This window comes from Hyphomonas sp. CY54-11-8 (genome assembly GCF_000682735.1).
Lineage (GTDB): Bacteria > Pseudomonadota > Alphaproteobacteria > Caulobacterales > Hyphomonadaceae > Hyphomonas.
The window spans coordinates 345,495-365,742 of record NZ_AWFD01000001.1 but is presented as its reverse complement, the minus strand read 5'-3'; the positions used below and the strand labels follow the sequence as shown (position 1 = coordinate 365,742).

The following is a 20,248-nucleotide window of genomic DNA, read 5'->3' as shown; positions in this document are numbered from 1 at the left end:
GTACAGGTGACGTGAGGCATCGCCCGGGATGCTGCGGAGCCGCGGACGACGGCCATGGGCGCCAGCCCGTTCCCAAGACGAGCAGGCGACCGGCCGGGTCCGACAGGGGTAAGATGAAGGCCCGTGCAAGCGGACCAGACTCTGCCTCGGTGTGGAAGAAGACCGACAACGAGTGCTAGCACAGTGTCTCGGTAGTCCGATTCGAAACACCAGGAAAGGCGTCCTCCTCCGGGAGGGCGCCTTTTTCTGTTCCGGTTTCTGTTCTGGCCTTGCTGTGTGTACGGATCAGCTGAGCGCGAGGCCCGCGAAAAGGTAGATCACCGAGGTGATCGCGCCCGCCGCCACGGCATAGGGCAGCTGCGTCGCAACATGGCGGACATGGTCGCATCCTGCAGCAAGACTTGCGATGACGGTCGTGTCGGAGATGGGCGAGCAATGGTCGCCGAAGACGCCGCCCCCGATCACCGCCGCCAGCATCAGCTCCGGCGGAAAACCCACCGCCTGCGCCACCGGCATCGCGATCGGCACCATGATCCCGAACGTCCCCCAGCTCGTCCCGGTCATGAACGCGGTCACGCCCGCAACAATGAACACCGCCATCGGCACCATCGCCGCCGGCAGGTAATCCGAAACGATTCCAGCCATGTAGGTGCCCGTGCCCAGCGCTTTCAGACTCGCCCCGAAGGCAATGGCCAGCAGCAAAACGGTCACCGGCGGCACCATCTCGCCGATGCCGCGGAAGAAGCGTTCCTGGATCTCCGCGCCGGTGAAAACCTTACCGGCCCACAGCATCATAGCGGCCAGCGCGATCGCCACGCACACGCCCCACAGGATCGACAGGCTGCCGCTCCCGGCCAGCATGTTGCCCTTCCCCGTCCACGCCATGAACCCGATGGACCCTGCAACCATCACCAGCAAAGGCAGCCACATATGAACCGCCCGATTGGCCGGCGTATGGTCCACCGTTTCCAGCTCCGCCGCGCCCGGCCGCGCCTCAAGATCTGCAATGCGCATGGGGCCGAAAGTGCGGTTCAGCGTGACGGTCAGGAACACGCCCGCCAGCGTCAGCAGCGCATAGGCGTTCCACATCACCGTGCCCGCGACGACACCGAGGCTCTGCTCGCCATAGTAGGGCTGCACCAGCGTCAGCACGTAGGCACCCCAGCCGTTCAGCAGGATCAGGGCCGACACGGGCGCGGACGTGGAGTCGATGACATAGGCGAGGCGCTCACGGGACAGGCCATGGGTGTCGAACAGGCGCCGCCCCAGAACGCCGGAGCTGAGCAGGCTGACATTGGTCTCCACGAAGACCAGCGTACCGGCGATTGCTGGAGCGAGCCCTGCGCGTCGCGGCGTGGAGGTCAGGCCCTTGCGGTCCAGCAGGCCGACCGTGGCATCGACGCCGCCGGATTCCCGCATGAACACAATCAACGCGCCGATCAGCAAACAAAAAACCAGCACCCGCGCATTGCCCGCATCGGTCAGAACCTGCACGGAGCGCTCGGCGGACATCAGCGAGCCGAGCACCGGATTGCCGCCCGCGATCAGGGTTTCTGACGCGACCAGGCCAAGCCCGAGCGCGACATAGACATTCCGCGACACGGCGGCGACGAGAATTGCCAGCACCGGCGGCAACAGGGTCAGGATTTCCAGGGCGCGCCCCTTTCCGATTCAGCCTTCCACACCGCACCCTCGCCCAGACCTGCAACCGCTGGCAATAGCCCCGGCCTGCTGAAAGGGCTGCACAACCCGTTCGCATGTTTAACGGGCATTGGCGGCTGGCCCGGTTCTGCTGGCGGCGCGGACGCGCTTATGCTTAACTTTCTCCAGTTTCCTGGAGGGAGGAGAACGGGATGACACGCCGTTTCAGGGCATTGCTGGCCGCGAGCGCGCTGGTTCTCGCAGCAGCCTGCGCCAGCTCGCCCAATTCCCAGACCGGCACCGATGACGGCGCGAGCGAAAACTGGCTGGTGGCGGCCTGGCACTGGATGTTCCCGCCGGAAGCGCCTCCGCCCCCTCCACCACCTCCTCCGCCGCCTCCTCCTCCGCCTCCTCCGCCGCCGCCTCCGCCGCCGATTGTGACGGAGACGGTCGCCGGGTACCCGCCTGAAGAGCTGTATGCGGTGATGCAGTCGAGTGGTGTCGACCCGTTCAATCCGGCCAATCGTGAAGTGGTCCGCGCCTATCTGATGGCGCACGGCGTTGCGTACGAGAAAACGGATAATGTGTTCCGCTATTTCGGGATCGACCCTGGTGAACCGTCCAGCCCTGTCGCCTCATCTTCAGGAGGCAACAGCGGCGATGGGTACGGATATCCCGGCGACCGGGATTATGCTCCCTATTACGAGGAATATGGCGCGCCAGGCGATCCCGCATATCCGCCACTGGAGGCAGAAAAAGCCGTCGAATACAATGCCTTCGCAGACATGCTACGCGCCTACGGTTATGACGTGCCGCCCAATGCCACACCGGAACAGCTGGAAGCGCTCTTCTACGAAGCGATGAATGATATGCCGGCTGCGGCTGCCGGGCCCGATGCTTATTCACAATGCCAGGCCGAGCTGGAAGATCCGGACACGATCAGCCTGATCTGTGAGCTCTATGACAATATCGGCATGAACAGCGAACTGAAGACCGCCAGCATTCCGGTCGGGGGCGACCTGACCGCCACGTTGAGACGGATCGCCGTTCAAGTAAGCGGCGGTATGGAACGTCTGGAGCTGGGCATGCCGGATGCGCGGCTGTGCGTCTGGAACATGGACAGCGTGGTCACCGAGGAAAATTATATGTACTTCGGCGACTGCGGCCTCTGGACGGAGCCGCTCAGCAAGCTGGTCGAGGCGGGTGCAGGGAATTTCAATTCCGGGCGCGTCGCGCATCAGGCCCCGAACGAAATGGTCGTCGACCAGGCTTACTTCCTCGAAATCGCCATCCAGCCGCTGACGCAGAATATTTCCGTGGAAGCCGCTGATACGATGCTGACCAGCACGCTCGGCACAGGCCTTGCCCCGGGCAGCACGGAAACCCCCTTCGCCATCGAGTTCGATACGGTGAAGGCATCGAAGATCATGTCCGCGACGCTGGAGGGCGACGACGAGTTCGATATCCGCCCGATGACCCCGAAAGAACAGGCTGTCCTGCCGGATGCACCGACCGTCTGGAGATGGCGGGTTGTTCCGAAGGAGGATGGTTCCGGCTACCTTCAATACAACCTGTCCCAGAGCCTGGAGATCGATGGCGAACGGTTCGACCGGTCCGTGAAAACGATCTGGCTGGATGTCGATATCTCCACGATCGACGACCTGCTGGAAGACGATCCGCCGCCCGCGACGCGTGACACGTCCATCATGGCGAGCACGCTGGTCGCCCCGACGAATAATGGCACACCGGAGGCAATGTCTGTATCGGCCGAGGCCGGATGCACCTTTACCGAAGGCAGCAATCCGGACCGGTTCGCCATGGTCCTATCCAACCTTGCCTACAATCCGCCGATCAGCCGCCTCGCGGTGACCCATGCAGATGGTGACCGGATTGCCGAAGCACTCGCCGAAACGGGCTTCAGCGTTCAGCGCTGCCGCGACGCCAGCCGCAGCCAGACCCTCAGCGCGATGCGTGAAGTGGGCCGCAAGTCCCTCGCCCGCAAACAGTCCGGCGCCCATCCGGCAACCTTCTTCTATTATTCCGGGCACGGCGTGAATGTTGACGGGACGAACTATGTCCTTCCTGTCGATCTGCCGGGCGCGAGCACGGCGGAGATCCAAGATGGCGCAGTGAGCTTCGAACAGATCTTCAACATCGTTTCGACCACCGTCGCCTCGACCAGCTTCATCGTGTTCGATGCCTGCAGGACGGTGATGGATGACGAAAGCCGCGGCATGCTGCGCAGCTACCGGCCTGTCACCTGGTCGACCGGCGTGTTCCAGGCTTATGCGACCGAGCCCGGAAAGACCGCTGCCGACGATGGCGCCTATTCAGAAGAACTGGCCCAGCGTCTGCCCGCGGCCGGCGTGCCGGCAAACGTCCTGTTCAAGCGTGTGCAGGATGCGGTCGCGCGGCGGACCAATGAACAGCAGCATCCGAACTATATCGACCTGACGACGGGCGGCGACTTCTACTTCCAACCTGCAGAATGAGGCTCCGAAATAAAGAAACCGCCTGCTCCCCCTAAGGCGCAGGCGGTTTCCGCTGTCAGTCCCAGCCCCCTGGGCGCAGCGATCAGTAACGCAGCGGCGACTCTTCCTTCGCCGGCTCTTCCGGTGCCGGGATCGGATCGGGCGTGCCCTTGATCAGCGTATCTTCTGGTGTCACGCCGGAGCTGGCCGCCGCACAGCAACGCACCTGCATCTCCAGCACCTTGCTGTTGAAGCGGCACTGCTGGTCGTTGATTTCGCGCATGATCGACATGCCGCCGGCACGATAGGTGTAGCGCGTCTGGGTACAGCTGGTCAGCGTGAAGCCCGGACGGCAGGTGCCGATGGCGGAATTCTGGATGGTGCGGGTTTCGCAGACGACTTCGTCCGTCTTGTTGGCCGCCTCTTCCGCGCGCGCCATGGCGGCAGCAGCCAGCTCTTTCGCTTCAGCGGCAGCGGAGGCCGCGCCATCGGCGACATTGCGCGCTTCTGACAGACGCATGTCGGTGTCAGCGAGGGCCACGGATTGCCCGTCGATTTCGACCTTCAGCTTGCAGACGCCTTCGTCCTGATGGTCCGGCACGGCGCAGTATTGCGCGACCGTCTGTTCCTTCGGAATACCCTGGCAGGCAGCCACACCAGCTGCGAGCGCCACGGCGGCGAAAAGTCCTGTTCTAGCCATTCGAGGCCTCCGTTCTGTCCGGCTCGGGCGGACTTTGGGCTTTCGAAAGCTGTGGGGTCAACCTCACTCGCGGATAAGGCGAGTCTCAGGCTTTGAGCTTGTAACCCGACCGGAACAGCCACCAGACCGCCAGAACGGAGATCGCAGACAGGATCCCGGTATAGGTCACGCCCGTCCAGATCGAGGAGTTGGAAACCCCCAGGAAACCATAACGGAACCCGTCAATCATATAGAAGAAGGGATCGAGGTGGGCCATCAGCTGGAATGGCGGCGTCATCACCTTGATGTCGTAGAAGGTGCCGGACAGGAAGGTCAGCGGTACGATCACGAAGTTCGTGACAGCAGAAAGATGGTCAAACTTGTCGGCCCAGATGCCTCCAATGGCGCCAAGGCCGCCCAGAACAATGGCAGATGTCATGCTGAACCAGAGGATCGGCCAGACATGCGCCACCGACAGGTTGGCGAGGCCACTCAACTGGATTCCGATACCGGAAATGAGCGCCACAAGCAGTCCGCGGACGATGGCCCCGCCAAGAAATCCGGCCGTCAGCTCCAGCGGAGACAGCGGCGGCATCAGGAAATCGACATAGGTGGAATTGAACTTGGCCTGCACCAGGCTGGAACTCGTATTCTGGAAGGCGTTCTGCAGGATCGCCATGACGATCAGGCCGGGGGCCAGGAAATCATTGTAATTCAGCCCCTCAAAGTCGCCGGTCAAATTCCCCCTGTCACCGAAGGCCAGCTTGAACACGGTCATGAAGAGGAGCGTCGTGACGACAGGTGCCAGGATGGTCTGCATCCACACCTTCATAAATCTGCCCACTTCTCGTTTGAAAAGCGTCCACAGGCCAAGCCCGTTGACCGCCCCATACTGGCGGACATTACGGCTGGCTGATGTGGATAGGGCCGGTGCGGGCGCCGGTGCGGCGGAGGAGTCGGTCGAAGTCATGGCGACCTATGTAGGCGCAATCACGCCCCTGTGCGAGGCCCGATTTACGGAGTTTTTCTGAGCCCAGCCATCAGGGTCTCCCGGTGAGCGGAATTCCACAGGCGGCAAGTTTTTAACCACAATATGTAGAAAGCCTGTGGAAAGGCCGTCCCGCATGTTGTGTTTCGTTTCGCCATGGATACGATATATAGGTGCTGAGCGGGGTGGCGCGTAACTGCCATCTCAACATATAGGGGCTGACGGACCTGGGTGTCGGGTCTGTACCAAGCAGGAAGGTGAATACATGTCCTGGACTGACGAACGCGTAAGTGCGCTAAAGAAACTCTGGGCTGAAGGCCATTCGGCCTCCCAGATCGCAAAGCAACTTGGCGGCGTGACCCGCAATGCCGTGATCGGCAAGGTGCACCGCCTTGGCCTGTCCGGCCGCGCGACACCGTCCCGCCCGGTCAAGCGCCCGCCGCGCCTGGCGCGTCCGAAACCCCGCGTGATGCCGGACGGTTCGGTCAAGGTGCCCACACCGCAGGTGCCGGAACGGCCCGTAGAGGCACCGCGCACTGTGATCGAACGCCAGGAACCGCTGGCGCCGCTGCCGCCGCTGACCATGGCTGATGGCGAGCCGGCCACGATCCTGACGCTCCGGGATTCCATGTGCAAATGGCCGATCGGCGACCCGGCGGATCCGAAATTTGCTTTCTGTGGCCGCAAGGCCGACTGCGGGCCTTACTGCGCCGAACACGCAAAAGTCGCCTTCCAGCCCGCCCGCAAGCGGGACTCCAAACGGGGCGAATACGATTACGTCCGCCGCATCGCAGGCTGATCAGCCCCGGCCGCGACGGTGAACGGAAAGCCCCCGGATGATTTCCGGGGGCTTTTTTCATGCTGTGACACCAGCTTGCAGGAGCGCCACCCGGGAACTAATTTGCCCCCATGACGGAATTCAACGCCGCCTCTTATCTGGAAAAACTGGGCCTGCGCGCCACACGCCCGCGGCAGGCGATCGCGCGCATCCTGTTTTCAGATGGCAAGAACCGTCACGTCACGGCCGAATGGCTGGCTGAAGAGGTGAGCCAGCAAGGCGAACCTGTCGCCCTCGCCACCATCTACAATACGCTGCACAGCCTGGCAGATGCCGGCGCGCTGCGCATGGTCCGCGGCACCGGGCAGGACAATATCGTCTTCGATACCTACACACATCCGCATCATCATTTCCTGGATGAGCGGACCGGCGAGCTGACGGACATTCCGGACGGCCAGCTGGCGCTGGAAACCCTGCCGGTTGCCCCCAATGGCAGGACCATTGCCGGCTACGATATCGTCATCCGTATCCGCTGACTTTTTTTAAATCCAAGCGAGCCACATTATTGTGGCGCGGCACTTCAGGAATGAACAAGTGATCCGCTGCAGGAAGCGTGCTACGCTTGGTGAGTTGAAGTGCTCGAGCCTGCTGCACAAACAACAGGCCAAACATGATGGTAGTCATGGGTATGTTTTACTTGAAAGCGTCCCTGTGTAGTATGTGATTCTCGGTTGAAAAACTGGTTCGGGGGAACCTTCATTGCTGGCTGATCTGATCTCGGGTGAACTGCCATATTTGCGTCGCTACGCACGGGCCCTTCTCGGGACCAGAAGCGCAGGCGATGCGGCTGTTGAAACCATGCTCGAAACAAAGATGCTCGTTATGCTTGGTCAGGGAAAGACCATTGCCCAGCGCAAGGATCTGTTCCGGGCACTCGATGAAACGATCATGGATGAGCTGTCCAAGGGCAAGCTCAATCAGGAAGTCGCCAAGATCCTGCGCACCATGACAACGGACGAACGCCGCGCCGTGATGCTGACGGCGGTCGAAGGTTTCAGCATTTTTGAAACCGCCGAAATCCTTTGCACCTCGACCAGCTTTGTGGAGGAAGCCCTCACCAATGCGGAAACGTCCCTGCAGTCGGCCCTGGCCACGACCGCGCTGGTCATCGAGGACGAAATCCTGATCGCCGAAATGCTGGCGGGTATCGTCCTGGAAGCGGGGCATTCCGTGCTGGGCATCGCCACAACCCACAAGCAGGCAGTGGAACTGGCGGCGTCGGGCAAGTTCGGCCTGATCCTGGCGGATATCGCCCTGGCGGACGGATCCTCAGGTGCGGAAGCCGTGGCCGAGATCCAGGCAAGCTTGCCACGACCGATTCCGGTGATCTTCATCACCGCTTTCCCCAAGCGCCTGTTGACCGGAGAAAATTCCGAACCGGCCTTCCTGATCCCGAAACCGTTCCTGCCCCGCCAGGTCCGCGCCATGGTCGAACAGGCGGTCATGGCGGCCTATCTGGAAGAACCGCACTAGCGGCGCCCGGCAGGCCTCGCCTTCCCCGGCAAAGACCGCTAAGTCCGGAGCATGTCTGGCCCCGCAAAAGATACTCCTGACAACCTCTACGCCGCGCCGGCGCGCTGGGTCGCCAGCGGCGCAGGCGCGCAGGGGAATCTGTTCCTGACCGGGCGGGCTGGTACCGGTAAAACCACGATGCTGCGGAAATTCCTCGCCCAGGCGGGCGACAGCGCAGTCGTCCTCGCGCCCACGGGCGTCGCCGCGATGAATGCGGGCGGGCAGACGATCCATTCCTTCTTCAAATTCCCGCCACGCCTGATCGAGCCGGCCGATATCAGGCGCCTGCGCTCGACCCGCCTGATCAAGGCGATCGACACGATGATCATCGACGAGATTTCGATGGTCCGGTCAGACATGCTGGACGCCATCGACAAGTCACTGAAGCTGAACCGCGCCTCCAAACGCCCTTTCGGCGGCGTACGGATGATCCTGTCAGGCGATCTCCATCAGTTGCCGCCAGTCGTTTCCGGTCAGGAGGCGCCGATCCTGAAGGAACGCCATGGCGGGCAGTATTTCTTCAATTGCGACGCCTTCAGAGAGGCCGAGTTTGCACTGCTGGCGCTGAAACATGTGTTCCGTCAGGAAGACCCGCGCTTCCTCGCCCTGCTCGGGGCGCTCCGTACGGGCCGAGTCACACCGGCAGACGAAGCGATCCTGCAAAGTATCGTCTCCAGCCGGTCCGCCGTGGACGCCTCGGAAACTCATGTTGTCCTGACGCCCAACAATGCGAATGCCTTCCGCATCAACCAGGCGCGCCTGGAAGGCTTGCCCGGAAAGCCTCACCCCTTCTTTGCCGATGTTCAGGGGCAATTTGACGAAAAGGCCTATCCCACAGAAGCCGAACTGGAGCTGAAAGAAGGCGCGCGGGTCATGCTGATCCGCAACGACCCGGAAGGGCGATGGGTCAACGGTTCCCTCGCGGTGGTCGCCGGCTTCACCAGCAAAAGCGTGATCGTCGACATTGACGGACATGCCTACGAGATTGAGCCGGCAGCCTGGGAGAAGTACCGCTACGAACTCGACCCTGAAACAAAGAAGGTGAAGCGCGAAGTCGTCGGCACATTCAAGCAGATGCCATTGCGGCTCGCCTATGCCGTCACGATCCACAAGGCGCAGGGCCTGACGCTGGACAAGGTCTATATCGATTTCGACCATGGCATGTTCGCACACGGACAGACCTATGTTGCCTTTTCCCGCGCACGCACGCTGGAGGGGCTCGAGATCAGCCGGCCGCTCCGCCCGCGCGACCTGGTTTTTGACCGGGAGGCATTTGCCTTCGGAAAACTCGATACGATCGAGGATACGGACGCCTATCTGCTCGCGAAATTCTCCAAGGATGACAGCGTGCTGATCTGATGGTCTGACCCGCGATCAGTTCAGGCAAACACTTCGCTGTATCCGGCAGACGCCGCCACAGGTACCCGCTTGCGCACCATCGTGCCGGCTATCATGTCGTGCACACACCGGCGGTCTTTTTTGAACAGGCCCATAAGGTAACCGGCATTGAACGGAATGAGGTTGACCGCAAACCGCCCGAGCGAATTGCGCATGACCACGGCGCGAAGGCTGGGCTTGCCGCCATCGCGGTCTGTCACGACCGCTCCGACCAACAACTTGCCAAGCGTCGCCTGAAGGCGGGACGCTTCCATCGCGATATTGTAAGCGCATTCTATGAGAGCCCAGATCAGGGCGTATCCGATCAGGCCGACACCCGCCGCATCCTCCTGGGCACTACCCATCGGCGCTTCGATATAAACGGAAAGCTGCCGGCCAATGTCCTCGTGGAACATCAGGAAGAGCAGCCCCCAGACCAGTAGTTCATCGAAAATCCGCGCGAAGACGCGGCGTCCCCAAACGGGTTTGCCCCCGGATACACCGCTGTTTGCAGAGGAAGAAGAGGCACCATCCGCATCGTGGATTTTTTCACCTGCCGCTTCGCGTTCCCGCTGCAGGAAGGCTTCGGCCTTTTCAGAAAGCGCCTGAGACGCAGCAGGGCGCGGGGCCGCCCGGCGCGTCTGCGCGGACGTTTTCTTCCCGAAGACCGGTTTCTGCGTCGTCACGGTATTTTCCTCTCTCTTGGGTTGATAGAACCACAATCTTCTGGAGGTTTGCCAAAAGCGGCAGATCGAATTTTTCGGACCGCGTTAAGCACCTTGCCTGACAAGGCTTTCAGCGAGACTTTGCCCCGCCTGTTAGCGCCGAAAGACAAAACATGATGAGATCCCTTTTCGCCCTGCCCCTGTTTCTTCTCGCCAGCCTTGTGAGCGCCTGTATGTCCCCTTCTCCTTATGCCCCCGGTGATATCGCCCGCGCCCCGATCGGCGATACCTGGAGATATGAGGAGGGGTCGACGCGGCTGAAAGCCTATCGCTCCGGCACAGGACCGGAGGTCGTCATGTTCGCCAGCGCCGGACGCGAAGCCAGCGATTTCAACGAACTTGCGCAGCATCTTACGGGCGCCGGATACAGCGTCACGCTGTTCGAAGCCCCGGCAATTAACGGAACACAGGCATCCGTTGAGGCCCCCAGCCTGTTCGACCTGGCCGATGATGCCGCCATCTATCTGGAAACGCGGGACGCGCCTGTTGTTGTGCTGGGCCACGCCTTCGGCAACCGGCTTGCCCGTGCCGTCGCCACGCGGCACCCGGATCAGGTGCGCGGTGTCATCCTGCTGGCCGCCGGCGGGCTGAAGCCGATACCGGAAAAGGCAAACACCGCCCTGATGCAGAGCTTCGATCCGCGCCTGACGCCGCAAGAACACCGGGAAGCAGTCCGCTACGGATTCTTCGCCGAGGGTAACGACATTCCGGATTACTGGCTGCGTGGCTGGCACATGGAAACGGCCCGCTTGCAGGGCGCGGCAACCCGTTCTGTGGAGTCTCCGCTCTGGTGGGAGGCAGGCGGCAAGCCAATGCTGGTCATCACCGGGTTGCAGGATTCGATCGCCCCACCGGCCGATACGATTGACCTGCTGGAAGCGGAACTGGGGGACCAGGTCACGGCTGTCCGGATCGATGGAGCTGGCCACGCGCTGTTGCCGGAAGTACCAGGCGAACTTGCAAGCGCGATCACGGACTGGCTGGCGGCCCTGCCGGAATAGCGGGGATCAAAGACCGTCGAATTTCCGGCGCAGGTCGCGGTCCTGATCCAGTACGGCACGCTCAAGAACCTCCACGCGGTCGCGCAGCCGGGAGAGCTCCTCATCCTTCTGGCTGGACGCCTTCGGACGCTCGGGCCCTCGGATCAGTGTGGCCAGGATCAGCAACAGGAGGAAGACTACAAAAGGATACAGCAAGGGCATTATCTTGTCTCCTGTTCAGGGGGTGGACGGGACGGCAAAACGGGCTCATGCGAGCCGGGAAATCTCCTCGCTGAGACGCTTGTCACCATCGGTGACGATCTGTTCGAGCACGCGAACACGTTCCTTCAGGCGAGCGACTTCCTGCGTCATCCGGTCGAAATCGGCATCGGAGGCCCGCTCATTGGCCCGCATTTCCTTGAAGCGCATGTGGTCACGCCAGGCTTTCGTCCCGAAAACAATCGCCACGATGACGACAACCATCTGAAACGGATCCATAAACCCCGTCCTCCTTCATATCGACAAACGATATATGGTGATCCCTGAACACCGGTTCAAGGAAAATCGCATGAAAACGGAAAAACGGGAAGGATCGCCTGGAAGCGAGCGCCGAGACCCTAGCGGCCAGATCCTATCGCCCTGTAGAGCCGAAGCCCCCGGCGCCCCGCTCGGTCTCGTCGAGACTGTCGACCGCCTGCCAGGCAAGGCGGGTCACCGGGGCAAGCACCAGCTGGGCGATACGTTCACCGCGCTGGATGGTGAAGGCGTCCTGGCCGAGATTTATGAGGATCACCTTGATCTCACCGCGATAATCGCTGTCGATCGTGCCGGGCGTATTGAGGCAGGTGAGGCCGTGCTTGGCCGCGAGGCCGGAGCGCGGGCGCACCTGAATCTCATAGCCTTGCGGGATCGCCACGCAGAGACCGGTCGGCACCATGGCCCGTTCACCCGGGGCCAATACCATCGGTTCCCCTGCCGGAACGGCGGCACGCACATCCATTCCGGCGGAGCCGGCGGTTTCATAGGTGGGCAGCTGGAGCCCTTCGAAATGCGGGAGCGGCAGGACCGCGACATTAACCTCGTTCATGCCCGCAGCGGTGCGGGAGTCGGCAGGCCAAGTCAAGCAGGCAGAGACGCCGCTATTCGGCAGCCAATCTCACATCGTCATCGGAACCATCGAGGGCGTCCGCGATCTTCTGCGCGAGGCGGCGGGCGACCTCGTCCTTGCCCATGCGAGGCCAGCGGTCGACACCGTCGCGGGTGACAAGCGCGATCTCGTTTTCCGTGCCGCCCATGACATCGCCGGAGACGTCATTGGCGACGATCCAGTCACAGCCCTTCCGCTTCAGCTTGGCGGCGGCATGCTCTTCGACATCATTGGTCTCGGCGGCAAAGCCGACGACCAGCGCCGGGCGGTGCTTACGCTTGTTCGAGATAGTGCGAAGGATGTCCGGGTTCTCGGCGAGTTCCATGGAGGGCGTCGCACTGCCGGCGCCCTTGATCTTCAGCTTCTTCGTGGCGGCGCGGGCTGGGCGCCAGTCGGCCACAGCGGCGACGGAAACAAACACGTCTGCCGGCAGCGCCTCTTCGACAGCCTTCAGCATCTGGCGTGCTGTCTCGACCTTTACGAGGCCCACACCGCGCGGCGGCTCAATCGCGACCGGCCCGGAGACAAGTGTCACGCGCGCGCCTTCGGCCGCAAGCGCCCCGGCAATGGCATAACCCTGCCGGCCGGAAGAATGGTTCGACAGGAAGCGGACCGGATCCAGCGGTTCGCGCGTCGGGCCGGCGGTGACCACGCAATGGGTGCCCTCCAGCAGGCCACCTCCCTTGCCCTCTGTCTGGCCTTCCAGCTGGCGTTCGATCTCGGCCACGATCGCCGGGACCTGCGGCAGGCGGCCAGGGCCGAACTCGCCGCACGCCATCGCGCCCTCGTCGGGCTCCATCACGGAGACCCCGTCGGCACGGAGCTGGGCGACGTTCCGCACGGTCGCTGCGTGCTGCCACATACGGACATTCATGGCCGGCACCATCAGCACCGGCGTGTCGGTGGCGAGCAACGTGGTGGAGGCAAGGTCATTGGCGTGGCCATGCACGGCCTTCGCCATCAGGTCCGCCGTTGCCGGGCAGACGACGACGAGGTCGGCCGAGCGTGACAGCTGGATATGGCCCATCTCGGCCTCGTCATCCAAATCGAAAAGTTCGGTGAAAACCTTCTCGCCGGACAGGGCAGATACAGACAGCGGCGTCACGAATTGCGATCCGCCGGAGGTCAGAATGCAACGGCAGGCAATGCCGCGCCGGCCGAGCTCTCGGATCAGCTCGAGGCTTTTATAGGCGGCGATGCCGCCGCCAATGATCAGGAGGATGCGTTTGTCGCTCATAGGTCCCGGGTCGTCTTTTCAGGTCTCTCTTAACCCAGAATCCTTGCGCGACCGCCATGAAATTCGCGTGAAAACACAGTGTGCGTTAAGGATTCACACGGATCGTCGGCGGGCGAACCGGCATTTCCTCATGCCGTTCGGCGAGGTCGATCCCATAGGCGGTGAAAGTGGTGCGGGGGCTTGCGCCAACGCGGACCAGCTTCATCTGGCTGCGCCGCTTGCCGATTGCCGGTGCCTTCGCCAGCTGGCGAACACCCGGCCTCACCAGCGAAACGCGGCTGCCCCGGAAAACACGAACCCCGGAAGTTGCGGCCAGTCCTTTTGCGGCGCGGACATCCACGATCACAACGGGACTCGTGCGTTTTCCGCCATGTGGCGCGCCGCTCAGCTTCGGTTCGGCGCGAGACGTTGCGGTCGGCTTTGGCGGCACTTTCCGGATCTTCGCCAGCTGCGCTTCTGCCTCAGGTGTGCGCTTTCCAGACCCAGCAATCTGGGCCGCAACCGGCGAAGCCAGCAAAACGCCAAGCAGTGCGTAGGCAATGAAGCCCTTCATGGCAGGTCCTTTCATCGGGAGCTGCTGCCAGTCTAGGGCGATGCTTAAGGCGCGTTAACACTTTACTCCATTAAGGAGAGTTCACGCCTGGTTGGACGTCATACCCGCGAGAAATTCACTTATGGCTGGCGTATCGCCGGTGCGCTCGCCCGGCACATCCTCGCAGAAGGACACGAACGGGACTTTCGACTCGAGGCCAAACTGGTGCTGGATCGGCGCATTCTCCGGATGGTCCAGGCTACCGATGGTCACATATTGGCGCGCATCGGGCAGTTCATAGGTGAAGCCAAGCGGTGTGCCGCAGGCCTTGCAGAAGGCGCGCCGCGCGAGGTTCGAACTCTGAAATTCTTCAGGCGGCGTGGCTGTCCAGCGGATCTTGTCTTTGGGCGCACCGACGAGCACGGCAAACAAGCCGCCGGTCGCCTTCTGGCACATGCGGCAATGGCAGGCATGGGCCTGCTCCAGCACATCCATTTCGTAGCGTACGCGACCGCACTGGCATCCACCGGTGTGCGCCATAGATTGGCCCTCCTATTTGAGGGCCCATACTGCCAGACCGGCAAGCGCCACGACAAGCCCGAACCAGCCCCACCAGGGCGCAAACGGCTTCTTCGGCGGCGCGGGCGCCTCTTCCAGCTCATGCTCCATGAAGGCTTCGAACCGGTCCATTACTTCCGGCAGGCGTTTCAGTCGATTCGTCACCTCACGAACATTGTCCGAGATGAGCTTCGCGGCGCCCTGCGGGCCGAAGCTGCGGCGGATCCAGCTTTCAACGACGGGTTCGGAGGCGTTCCAGATATTGTGCGCCGGGTCGATGGCGCGCGCGACACCTTCCACCTGCACCATCGTCTTCTGCAGCAGGACAAGTTCCGGGCGCAGCGCCATGCCGAATGTGTGGGTGTAGTCGAACAGCTGCAGCAGCACCCGGCCCATGGAGACTTCCTCGGCCGGTTTGCCATGGATCGGCTCACCAATGGTGCGCAGCGCCTGCGCGAACTCACCCACCGATTGGGACGCCGGAACGTAGCCAGCCTCGAAATGGACTTCCGCGACGCGGACATAATCGCGCTTCAGGAAGCCCCACAGGATCTCCGCCAGGAAGCGCCGCTCGGTCATGCCGATCCGGCCAATAATGCCAAAATCGATGAGGGCGATCTTCCCGTCCGGCGTCAGGATGAGATTGCCTTCGTGCATGTCGGCATGGAAGACACCATGCTCGATCGCATTGGTCAGGAAACCGCGGGTGATGTCGTTCGCCAGCGTCTTGCGGTCGATATCCGGCCGGTCGAGCGCGGTGGGGTCAGTCAATGACTTGCCTTCCACCCAGTCCATGGTCAGCACACGGCGGCCTGTCCGGTCCCAGTCGATTTTCGGAACCTGGAAATAGCCATTCTTCTCGCTGAGCGCGCGCATCTCGTCGGCCCCGCCTGCTTCAAGGCGAAGGTCGGTCTCGCGCATCATGGCGGTGGCGATGGTTTCGGTGAAGGCGACCGGCTTCAGGCGGCGGCTCTCGGCGGAGACCCCTTCGATGGTGCGCGCGGCCCGCTTCATGGCCGACAGTTCTTTTGACAGCTGTTCCTCGATCTTCGGGCGCAGGATCTTCACGGCCCGTGCGCCATCGGGCAGGTCCATCCGGTGCACCTGCGCCAATGAAGCGGCAGCCACGGGTTCTGAAAGGTCTGCAAACAGACGGTCTGCTTCTGCAGCGCCAAATTCCGCCACGAGCGCCGCGCGGGCCGCTTTCATGGAGAAAGGCGGTAGTTTGTCTTTCAGATGGTCGAGATCGGAAGTGACTTCGGTACCGAACACGTCCGGCCGCGTGGCGAGGAACTGGCCAAGCTTGATATAGGCCGGGCCCAATCCTTCAAGTGCACGCGCCAGACGCTGACCCGGACGTCCGCGAGCCCCGCCCGTGACCAGACGCAGCGTACCGCCGGCAATGCGCGCCGCCATCGGCAGGCGCGACTGGTAGTCCGCCGGCAGGATCACGTCATGCCGCGCCAGCGCCACCCCGGCCCGCATCAGGCGGCGGTAATCCCCGATCATCCCCATCGTCAGACGGCCCAGCCGAAGTGCAGGGCTGCGATGCCGCCCGAATAATTCGTGACGGACACGTTCGAGAACCCCGCCCCTTCGATCTCGGTACGGAAGGTCTCCTGATCGGGGAACTTCCGGATCGACTCCACGAGATACTGGTAGCTTTCCTTGTCGCCCGCGACGAGGCTGCCCAGCTGCGGGATCACATTGAAGCTGTATTTGTCATACGCCGCCTGCAGGGCCGGCGCCGTCATGTGGCTGAATTCCAGCACGGCGAGACGGCCGCCCGGCTTCAGCACGCGGCGGAATTCCTTCAGGCCGGCCACCCGGTCGGCAAAGTTGCGAATACCGAAAGACACGGTGACCACGTCAAAGCTGTTGTCCGCCCATGGAAGGTTCTGGCCATCGGCGCAGACCCAGTCCAGTCGGCCTTCCCATTTCGCATTGTCGGCACGCGCCTTGCCCGCTTCCAGCATGGCGTCATTGATGTCTGACACGATGGCGGTCGCCGGCTTGTCGATGCCGCGCCGTTTGCCGGCCTTGTCAGCGAGTTCCAGGAAGGCCCGGGCCAGCTCGCCCGTGCCGCCCGCCACATCCAGGTGACGCTCACCCGGCTGCGGGTTCACGCGGTTCATCGCATCATGCTTCCACAGTCGGTGCACGCCGGCGGACATGAGGTCGTTCATCAGGTCGTAGCGCGACGCGACGGAACGGAACACGCCTTTGACGCGCGCCACCTTCTCGCTTTCGGTCACCTCTTCGAATCCGAAGGAGACCTTGCGTTCGCCGTCCGGGCGCTCTGTTTCAGGTTCAGCAGACATGCGCGCCACCATAGTTACCCCGTACTGCCTAGGCTATATGCCATAACCATGCCTGAATTACCTGAAGTCGAGACAGTTCGCCGCGGCCTCGCCCCCGTCATGGAGGGCCGCACGATCGTGTCGCTGACCCAGAACCGGGCAGACCTGCGCTTCCCCTTCCCCGACCGCTTCGCCGAACGGGTGTCTGGGCAGAAGGTTGTGCGCCTCGGGCGTCGGGCGAAATTCCTGACGGTGGAGCTCTCTTCCGGCGAGGTTCTGGTGATGCATCTCGGCATGACCGGACGCTTCACGGTGAGTGGTCATGCGACAGCCCGTTATAAGCACGAAACGGGCACAGATCCGGCCCATGATCATGTCGTTATGGTCCTCGATAGTCATGACATAGTCACCTATAACGACCCCCGCCGGTTCGGCTTCATGGAGCTCTGGCCTGCCGAGCAATTTCAGGCTTATCCACGGTTAATGGCCATGGGTCCGGAGCCGCTGAGCAATCATTTCTCCGCCGCCTATCTCGACACCGCCCTGAAGGACAAGAAGGCCCCGATCAAGGCCGCCCTGCTGGACCAGTCGGTCATCGCTGGCCTTGGAAACATTTATGTTTGCGAGGCGCTGTGGCGGGCAAAGATCTCGCCGAAACGCCTGTCGCAAAGCATCCCCGGCCAGCGCGCCGCGCGGCTTGCCCCGGCCATCAATGATGTCATCGCCGAGGCCATCGAGGCGGGCGGTTCCTCCATCTCGGATTTCGCCAGCGCCAGCGGGGAGCTCGGCTATTTCCAGCACCGCTTCGCTGTCTATGACCGCGAGGGCCAGCCCTGCCCGGCCTGCGGCACTACGATCAAACGCCTCGTCCAGTCAGGCCGTTCGACCTTCTACTGCCCGTCCTGCCAGCGCTAACCGCTCAGGTTCAGCCCAGCTGAAGAGTGAGTTCTCTTTACAAACTCACTTTGATCGGCGAGCGTTTGCAAAACACTGGAGGAGGCTTTCGGCATGGCAAACGGTGCAGCTCTGATCATTGGGGCGGGCGATGCGACCGGCGGCGCAATTGCCAAAGCCTTCGCGCGCGAAGGCCTGACGGCCTGTGTCACCCGCCGCCCCCGCAACCTCTCCGATCTCGATGCACTGGTCGGATCGATTGAGGCCGAAGGCGGCAAGGCCCGCGCCTTCGGCGTTGATGCCCGCAGCGAAGACGAAACCGTCGCCCTGTTCGACCAGGTGGAGGCGGAAGTGGGCCCCATCGAAGCCTGCGTTTTCAATATCGGCGCGAACGTCCACTTCCCGGTCACCGACACGACCAGCCGCGTCTACCACAAGGTCTGGGAGATGGCGGCCTTTGCCGGCTTCCTCACTGGACGCGAAGCTGCCCGCGTCATGAGCCCACGAGCGCGGGGCACGATCATTTTCACCGGCGCCACGGCCGCGATGCGGGGCGGCGCCGGCTTCTCGGCCTTTGCCGGTGCCAAGCACGCGCTCCGGGCGCTTGCCCAGTCGATGGCGCGGGAGCTAGGCCCGAAGGGCATCCATGTGGCCCATGTCGTGATCGATGGCGCCATCGATTCAGCTTTCATCCGGGACATGCTGCCGGACGCCGCTGAACGGCGCGCGCGGGACGGACTGCTCATCCCGGACGAGATTGCAAAGAACTATGTCTGGCTGCACCAGCAGCATCGCTCTGCCTGGACGCACGAACTGGATCTCAGGCCCTGGTGCGAAACTTGGTAAGCCCTAAGCGCCGAGAGCTGGCGCCGAAACAGAGCCTTTCGGGTTCATCACCAGCTGTTTGACGAACTCGACATGGCTGCGCAGGCGGTAGAGGTCGTCGGTATAGGACAGCGGCACGTCCACCGCACCGATCTCTTCCTGCAGCTCCTGCAATTCCTTGACGATCTGCGCCCGCTCTTCCGGGGTTGGCGAAGCCCGCCCTCGGGATTCAAGTTCCCGGATGTCCTTGTACCAGACATAGATTTTCCGCCGCACGCGCCAGCGATAGATCGGCGGCGCTGCACGAACGAGCGGGAACAACAGGGTCAGCAGCGGGATGGCGAGCACCCAGGCCCGGTCGAGGAAGTTGGCAACATCGAACGAGAAATACCGCCGCAGGAAAGACGGGCCATCCCTGTAATACCGCCGGGCCTGGCTGGAGACCGGCAGGTCCGTCGCATCGGGGTCCGGCCAGGTGCCAGCCGCTGACAACAGGGAACCATCCCCATGAATGGCCATCGCGGAATCGATCAGCAACGCTTCGATGGCCGGATGCACATCTTTGCGGATAGCGAGCTGAGCAACCGGAGCGACCAGCGGCACGTCCGCCGACGGAATGTCGGCACCAATATCGACGACGCCGCGCAGCAGTGTGACCGCAGAAAGGGCGTCCTGCCGCCGTGCCAGCGCCGGCGCCCGTTCGAACGGCAGCAATTCCACGGCCGGGTCGCGCAGCATGTCCTGCACATAAGGCGCCTCGACCGATGCTGCGAAAGCCACCGCATCCACCGTGCCGGCACGCAACGCATCGGCCGCTTCGCTACCCGCCAGGGTCAGCTGCGCACTGGCTGGCCAGGTACCACCAAATTCCGATTGCAGGGACAATGCGAGGGAACGCGTGCCCGATCCGGCCGGCCCGATCGCAAAGCGATAGCCGCGCAGGTCCCCGAACGCGTTGATGCCATTGCCAGCGCGCACGAAGACCCAGAACGGCTCCGGAAACAGGCCGCCCAGCGAGTGCAGCACTTCACGATCCTGCCGTGAGGCAAGCCCGCCCTGAACCAGGGCGACGTCCACATCGCCATCGTCTAGGAGCCGAAGATTTTCGATGGATCCTGCCGTGTCGACGAGATCGACCTGCACCCCCTGCTCCTGCAGCAGGCGCTGATACCGCTCGGCAAACGCATGATAGGCGCCGCCGGGCGAGCCGGCCGCAAAGCGGATCTTTTTCGGGGGCGCCGGGTCCATCAGCATCATGGCGGCGATAAGGCCCACGGCGGCCACCGCAATCAGCGGCCAGTACACTTTCAGGAAATCCCGCCAACCTGACATTGCTTCGTCTCCCGCACCGGCTTGATGTCGATTTCTGGTCTAGGCCGGGAACGGGGTGGGATCAACAAGATGAACGAGGTGTCATCGCTGGCCCGGAAATTGCCTTATTCAAGCCGCGCATGGAACCCATTCCGTTTGGAAAGTGTTCATCAAGAGACACCGTCCCCATATCGGGACGGGTAAGGAAACCGGCCAGAAGGATGCCAAGAATG

General features: G+C 62.6%; 22 protein-coding genes. 8 read left to right on the top strand and 14 right to left on the bottom strand.

Annotated elements, in window-relative coordinates:
- Nucleotides 1-285: 285 nt before the first annotated feature.
- Nucleotides 286-1,626, bottom strand: a complete 1,341-nt coding sequence (locus tag HY17_RS01950) for a Na+/H+ antiporter NhaC family protein (protein WP_233348599.1) — start codon at nt 1,624-1,626, stop codon at nt 286-288.
- 227 nt (nt 1,627-1,853) lie between these two features.
- Between HY17_RS01950 and HY17_RS01945 the strand changes: the two genes are divergently transcribed.
- Nucleotides 1,854-4,133 carry a caspase family protein gene (locus HY17_RS01945; RefSeq protein ID WP_034761636.1) on the top strand — a complete coding sequence of 760 codons (2,280 nt, stop codon included), beginning with the start codon at nt 1,854-1,856 and terminating at the stop codon, nt 4,131-4,133.
- A gap of 82 nt (nt 4,134-4,215) precedes the next feature.
- Here the strand turns inward: HY17_RS01945 and HY17_RS01940 are convergent, their stop codons facing one another.
- Both HY17_RS01940 and HY17_RS01935 read right to left on the bottom strand, forming a co-directional pair.
- The gene (locus tag HY17_RS01940; protein ID WP_034761634.1) at nt 4,216-4,812 is read right to left on the bottom strand and encodes a hypothetical protein; all 597 of its coding nucleotides are present in this window, start codon (nt 4,810-4,812) and stop codon (nt 4,216-4,218) included.
- 85 nt (nt 4,813-4,897) lie between these two features.
- Entirely contained in the window at nt 4,898-5,761 is an 864-nt protein-coding gene (locus tag HY17_RS01935) for an ABC transporter permease (protein ID WP_051599528.1), read from the bottom strand.
- 283 nt (nt 5,762-6,044) lie between these two features.
- Here HY17_RS01935 and HY17_RS01930 point away from each other — a divergent pair, with 283 nt between their 5' ends.
- Together HY17_RS01930 and HY17_RS01925 are read left to right on the top strand one after the other, a co-directional pair.
- Complete coding sequence (locus HY17_RS01930; protein ID WP_034761632.1) at nt 6,045-6,578, top strand: GcrA family cell cycle regulator; 534 nt, start codon at nt 6,045-6,047, stop codon at nt 6,576-6,578.
- A 110-nt stretch (nt 6,579-6,688) separates the two neighbouring features.
- Nucleotides 6,689-7,093 carry a Fur family transcriptional regulator gene (locus HY17_RS01925; protein WP_034761630.1) on the top strand — a complete coding sequence of 135 codons (405 nt, stop codon included), beginning with the start codon at nt 6,689-6,691 and terminating at the stop codon, nt 7,091-7,093.
- Here the strand turns inward: HY17_RS01925 and HY17_RS20135 are convergent.
- Nucleotides 7,077-7,241, bottom strand: coding sequence for a hypothetical protein (locus tag HY17_RS20135; RefSeq protein ID WP_155843502.1), 165 nt, complete (start codon nt 7,239-7,241; stop codon nt 7,077-7,079). The two genes, HY17_RS01925 and HY17_RS20135, sit on opposite strands and share 17 nt — an antisense overlap.
- A 75-nt stretch (nt 7,242-7,316) precedes the next feature.
- Here HY17_RS20135 and HY17_RS01920 point away from each other — a divergent pair, with 75 nt between their 5' ends.
- Entirely contained in the window at nt 7,317-8,090 is a 774-nt protein-coding gene (locus HY17_RS01920; protein ID WP_034761628.1) for a PhyR family response regulator anti-anti-sigma factor, read from the top strand.
- 51 nt (nt 8,091-8,141) lie between these two features.
- Nucleotides 8,142-9,488, top strand: a complete 1,347-nt coding sequence (locus HY17_RS01915; RefSeq protein ID WP_034761626.1) for an ATP-dependent RecD-like DNA helicase — start codon at nt 8,142-8,144, stop codon at nt 9,486-9,488.
- A gap of 20 nt (nt 9,489-9,508) precedes the next feature.
- Here the strand turns inward: HY17_RS01915 and HY17_RS19105 are convergent, their stop codons facing one another.
- Nucleotides 9,509-10,192, bottom strand: a complete 684-nt coding sequence (locus HY17_RS19105; protein ID WP_051599527.1) for an RDD family protein — start codon at nt 10,190-10,192, stop codon at nt 9,509-9,511.
- A 152-nt stretch (nt 10,193-10,344) separates the two neighbouring features.
- On the opposite strand from HY17_RS19105, the gene HY17_RS01905 reads away from it, so the two are divergent.
- Nucleotides 10,345-11,232 (top strand): alpha/beta fold hydrolase, encoded by an 888-nt coding sequence (locus tag HY17_RS01905; RefSeq protein ID WP_051599526.1) that lies wholly within the window; start codon nt 10,345-10,347, stop codon nt 11,230-11,232.
- Between the two features lie 6 nt (nt 11,233-11,238).
- Here HY17_RS01905 and HY17_RS01900 read toward each other — a convergent pair whose 3' ends face one another.
- The 8 genes from HY17_RS01900 to HY17_RS01865 form a co-directional block, all read right to left on the bottom strand.
- Complete coding sequence (locus tag HY17_RS01900) at nt 11,239-11,433, bottom strand: hypothetical protein (protein ID WP_034761624.1); 195 nt, start codon at nt 11,431-11,433, stop codon at nt 11,239-11,241.
- Between the two features lie 45 nt (nt 11,434-11,478).
- Entirely contained in the window at nt 11,479-11,709 is a 231-nt protein-coding gene (locus tag HY17_RS01895; protein WP_034761622.1) for a hypothetical protein, read from the bottom strand.
- Between the two features lie 133 nt (nt 11,710-11,842).
- Nucleotides 11,843-12,298 carry a dUTP diphosphatase gene (gene dut / locus HY17_RS01890; RefSeq protein WP_034761618.1) on the bottom strand — a complete coding sequence of 152 codons (456 nt, stop codon included), beginning with the start codon at nt 12,296-12,298 and terminating at the stop codon, nt 11,843-11,845.
- A 52-nt stretch (nt 12,299-12,350) separates the two neighbouring features.
- A complete protein-coding gene (coaBC, locus tag HY17_RS01885; RefSeq protein WP_034761617.1) occupies nt 12,351-13,595 on the bottom strand; it encodes a bifunctional phosphopantothenoylcysteine decarboxylase/phosphopantothenate--cysteine ligase CoaBC in 1,245 nt (414 codons plus the stop codon).
- 85 nt (nt 13,596-13,680) lie between these two features.
- Nucleotides 13,681-14,163 (bottom strand): hypothetical protein, encoded by a 483-nt coding sequence (locus tag HY17_RS01880; RefSeq protein WP_139068963.1) that lies wholly within the window; start codon nt 14,161-14,163, stop codon nt 13,681-13,683.
- Nucleotides 14,164-14,229: 66 nt separating this feature from the next.
- Nucleotides 14,230-14,667, bottom strand: coding sequence for a GFA family protein (locus tag HY17_RS01875; protein ID WP_034761613.1), 438 nt, complete (start codon nt 14,665-14,667; stop codon nt 14,230-14,232).
- A gap of 12 nt (nt 14,668-14,679) precedes the next feature.
- Entirely contained in the window at nt 14,680-16,194 is a 1,515-nt protein-coding gene (gene ubiB / locus HY17_RS01870; protein WP_233348575.1) for a 2-polyprenylphenol 6-hydroxylase, read from the bottom strand.
- 8 nt (nt 16,195-16,202) lie between these two features.
- On the bottom strand, nt 16,203-17,006 hold the full coding sequence (locus HY17_RS01865) for a class I SAM-dependent methyltransferase (protein ID WP_034762414.1): 804 nt from the start codon (nt 17,004-17,006) through the stop codon (nt 16,203-16,205).
- Between the two features lie 48 nt (nt 17,007-17,054).
- Here HY17_RS01865 and mutM point away from each other — a divergent pair, with 48 nt between their 5' ends.
- Both mutM and HY17_RS01855 read left to right on the top strand, forming a co-directional pair.
- Nucleotides 17,055-17,900, top strand: coding sequence for a bifunctional DNA-formamidopyrimidine glycosylase/DNA-(apurinic or apyrimidinic site) lyase (mutM, locus tag HY17_RS01860; protein ID WP_034761608.1), 846 nt, complete (start codon nt 17,055-17,057; stop codon nt 17,898-17,900).
- Nucleotides 17,901-17,993: 93 nt separating this feature from the next.
- Complete coding sequence (locus HY17_RS01855; protein ID WP_034761605.1) at nt 17,994-18,725, top strand: SDR family NAD(P)-dependent oxidoreductase; 732 nt, start codon at nt 17,994-17,996, stop codon at nt 18,723-18,725.
- Nucleotides 18,726-18,728: 3 nt separating this feature from the next.
- Here HY17_RS01855 and HY17_RS01850 read toward each other — a convergent pair whose 3' ends face one another.
- Entirely contained in the window at nt 18,729-20,036 is a 1,308-nt protein-coding gene (locus HY17_RS01850) for a TAXI family TRAP transporter solute-binding subunit (RefSeq protein WP_051599525.1), read from the bottom strand.
- Nucleotides 20,037-20,248: the final 212 nt, after the last annotated feature.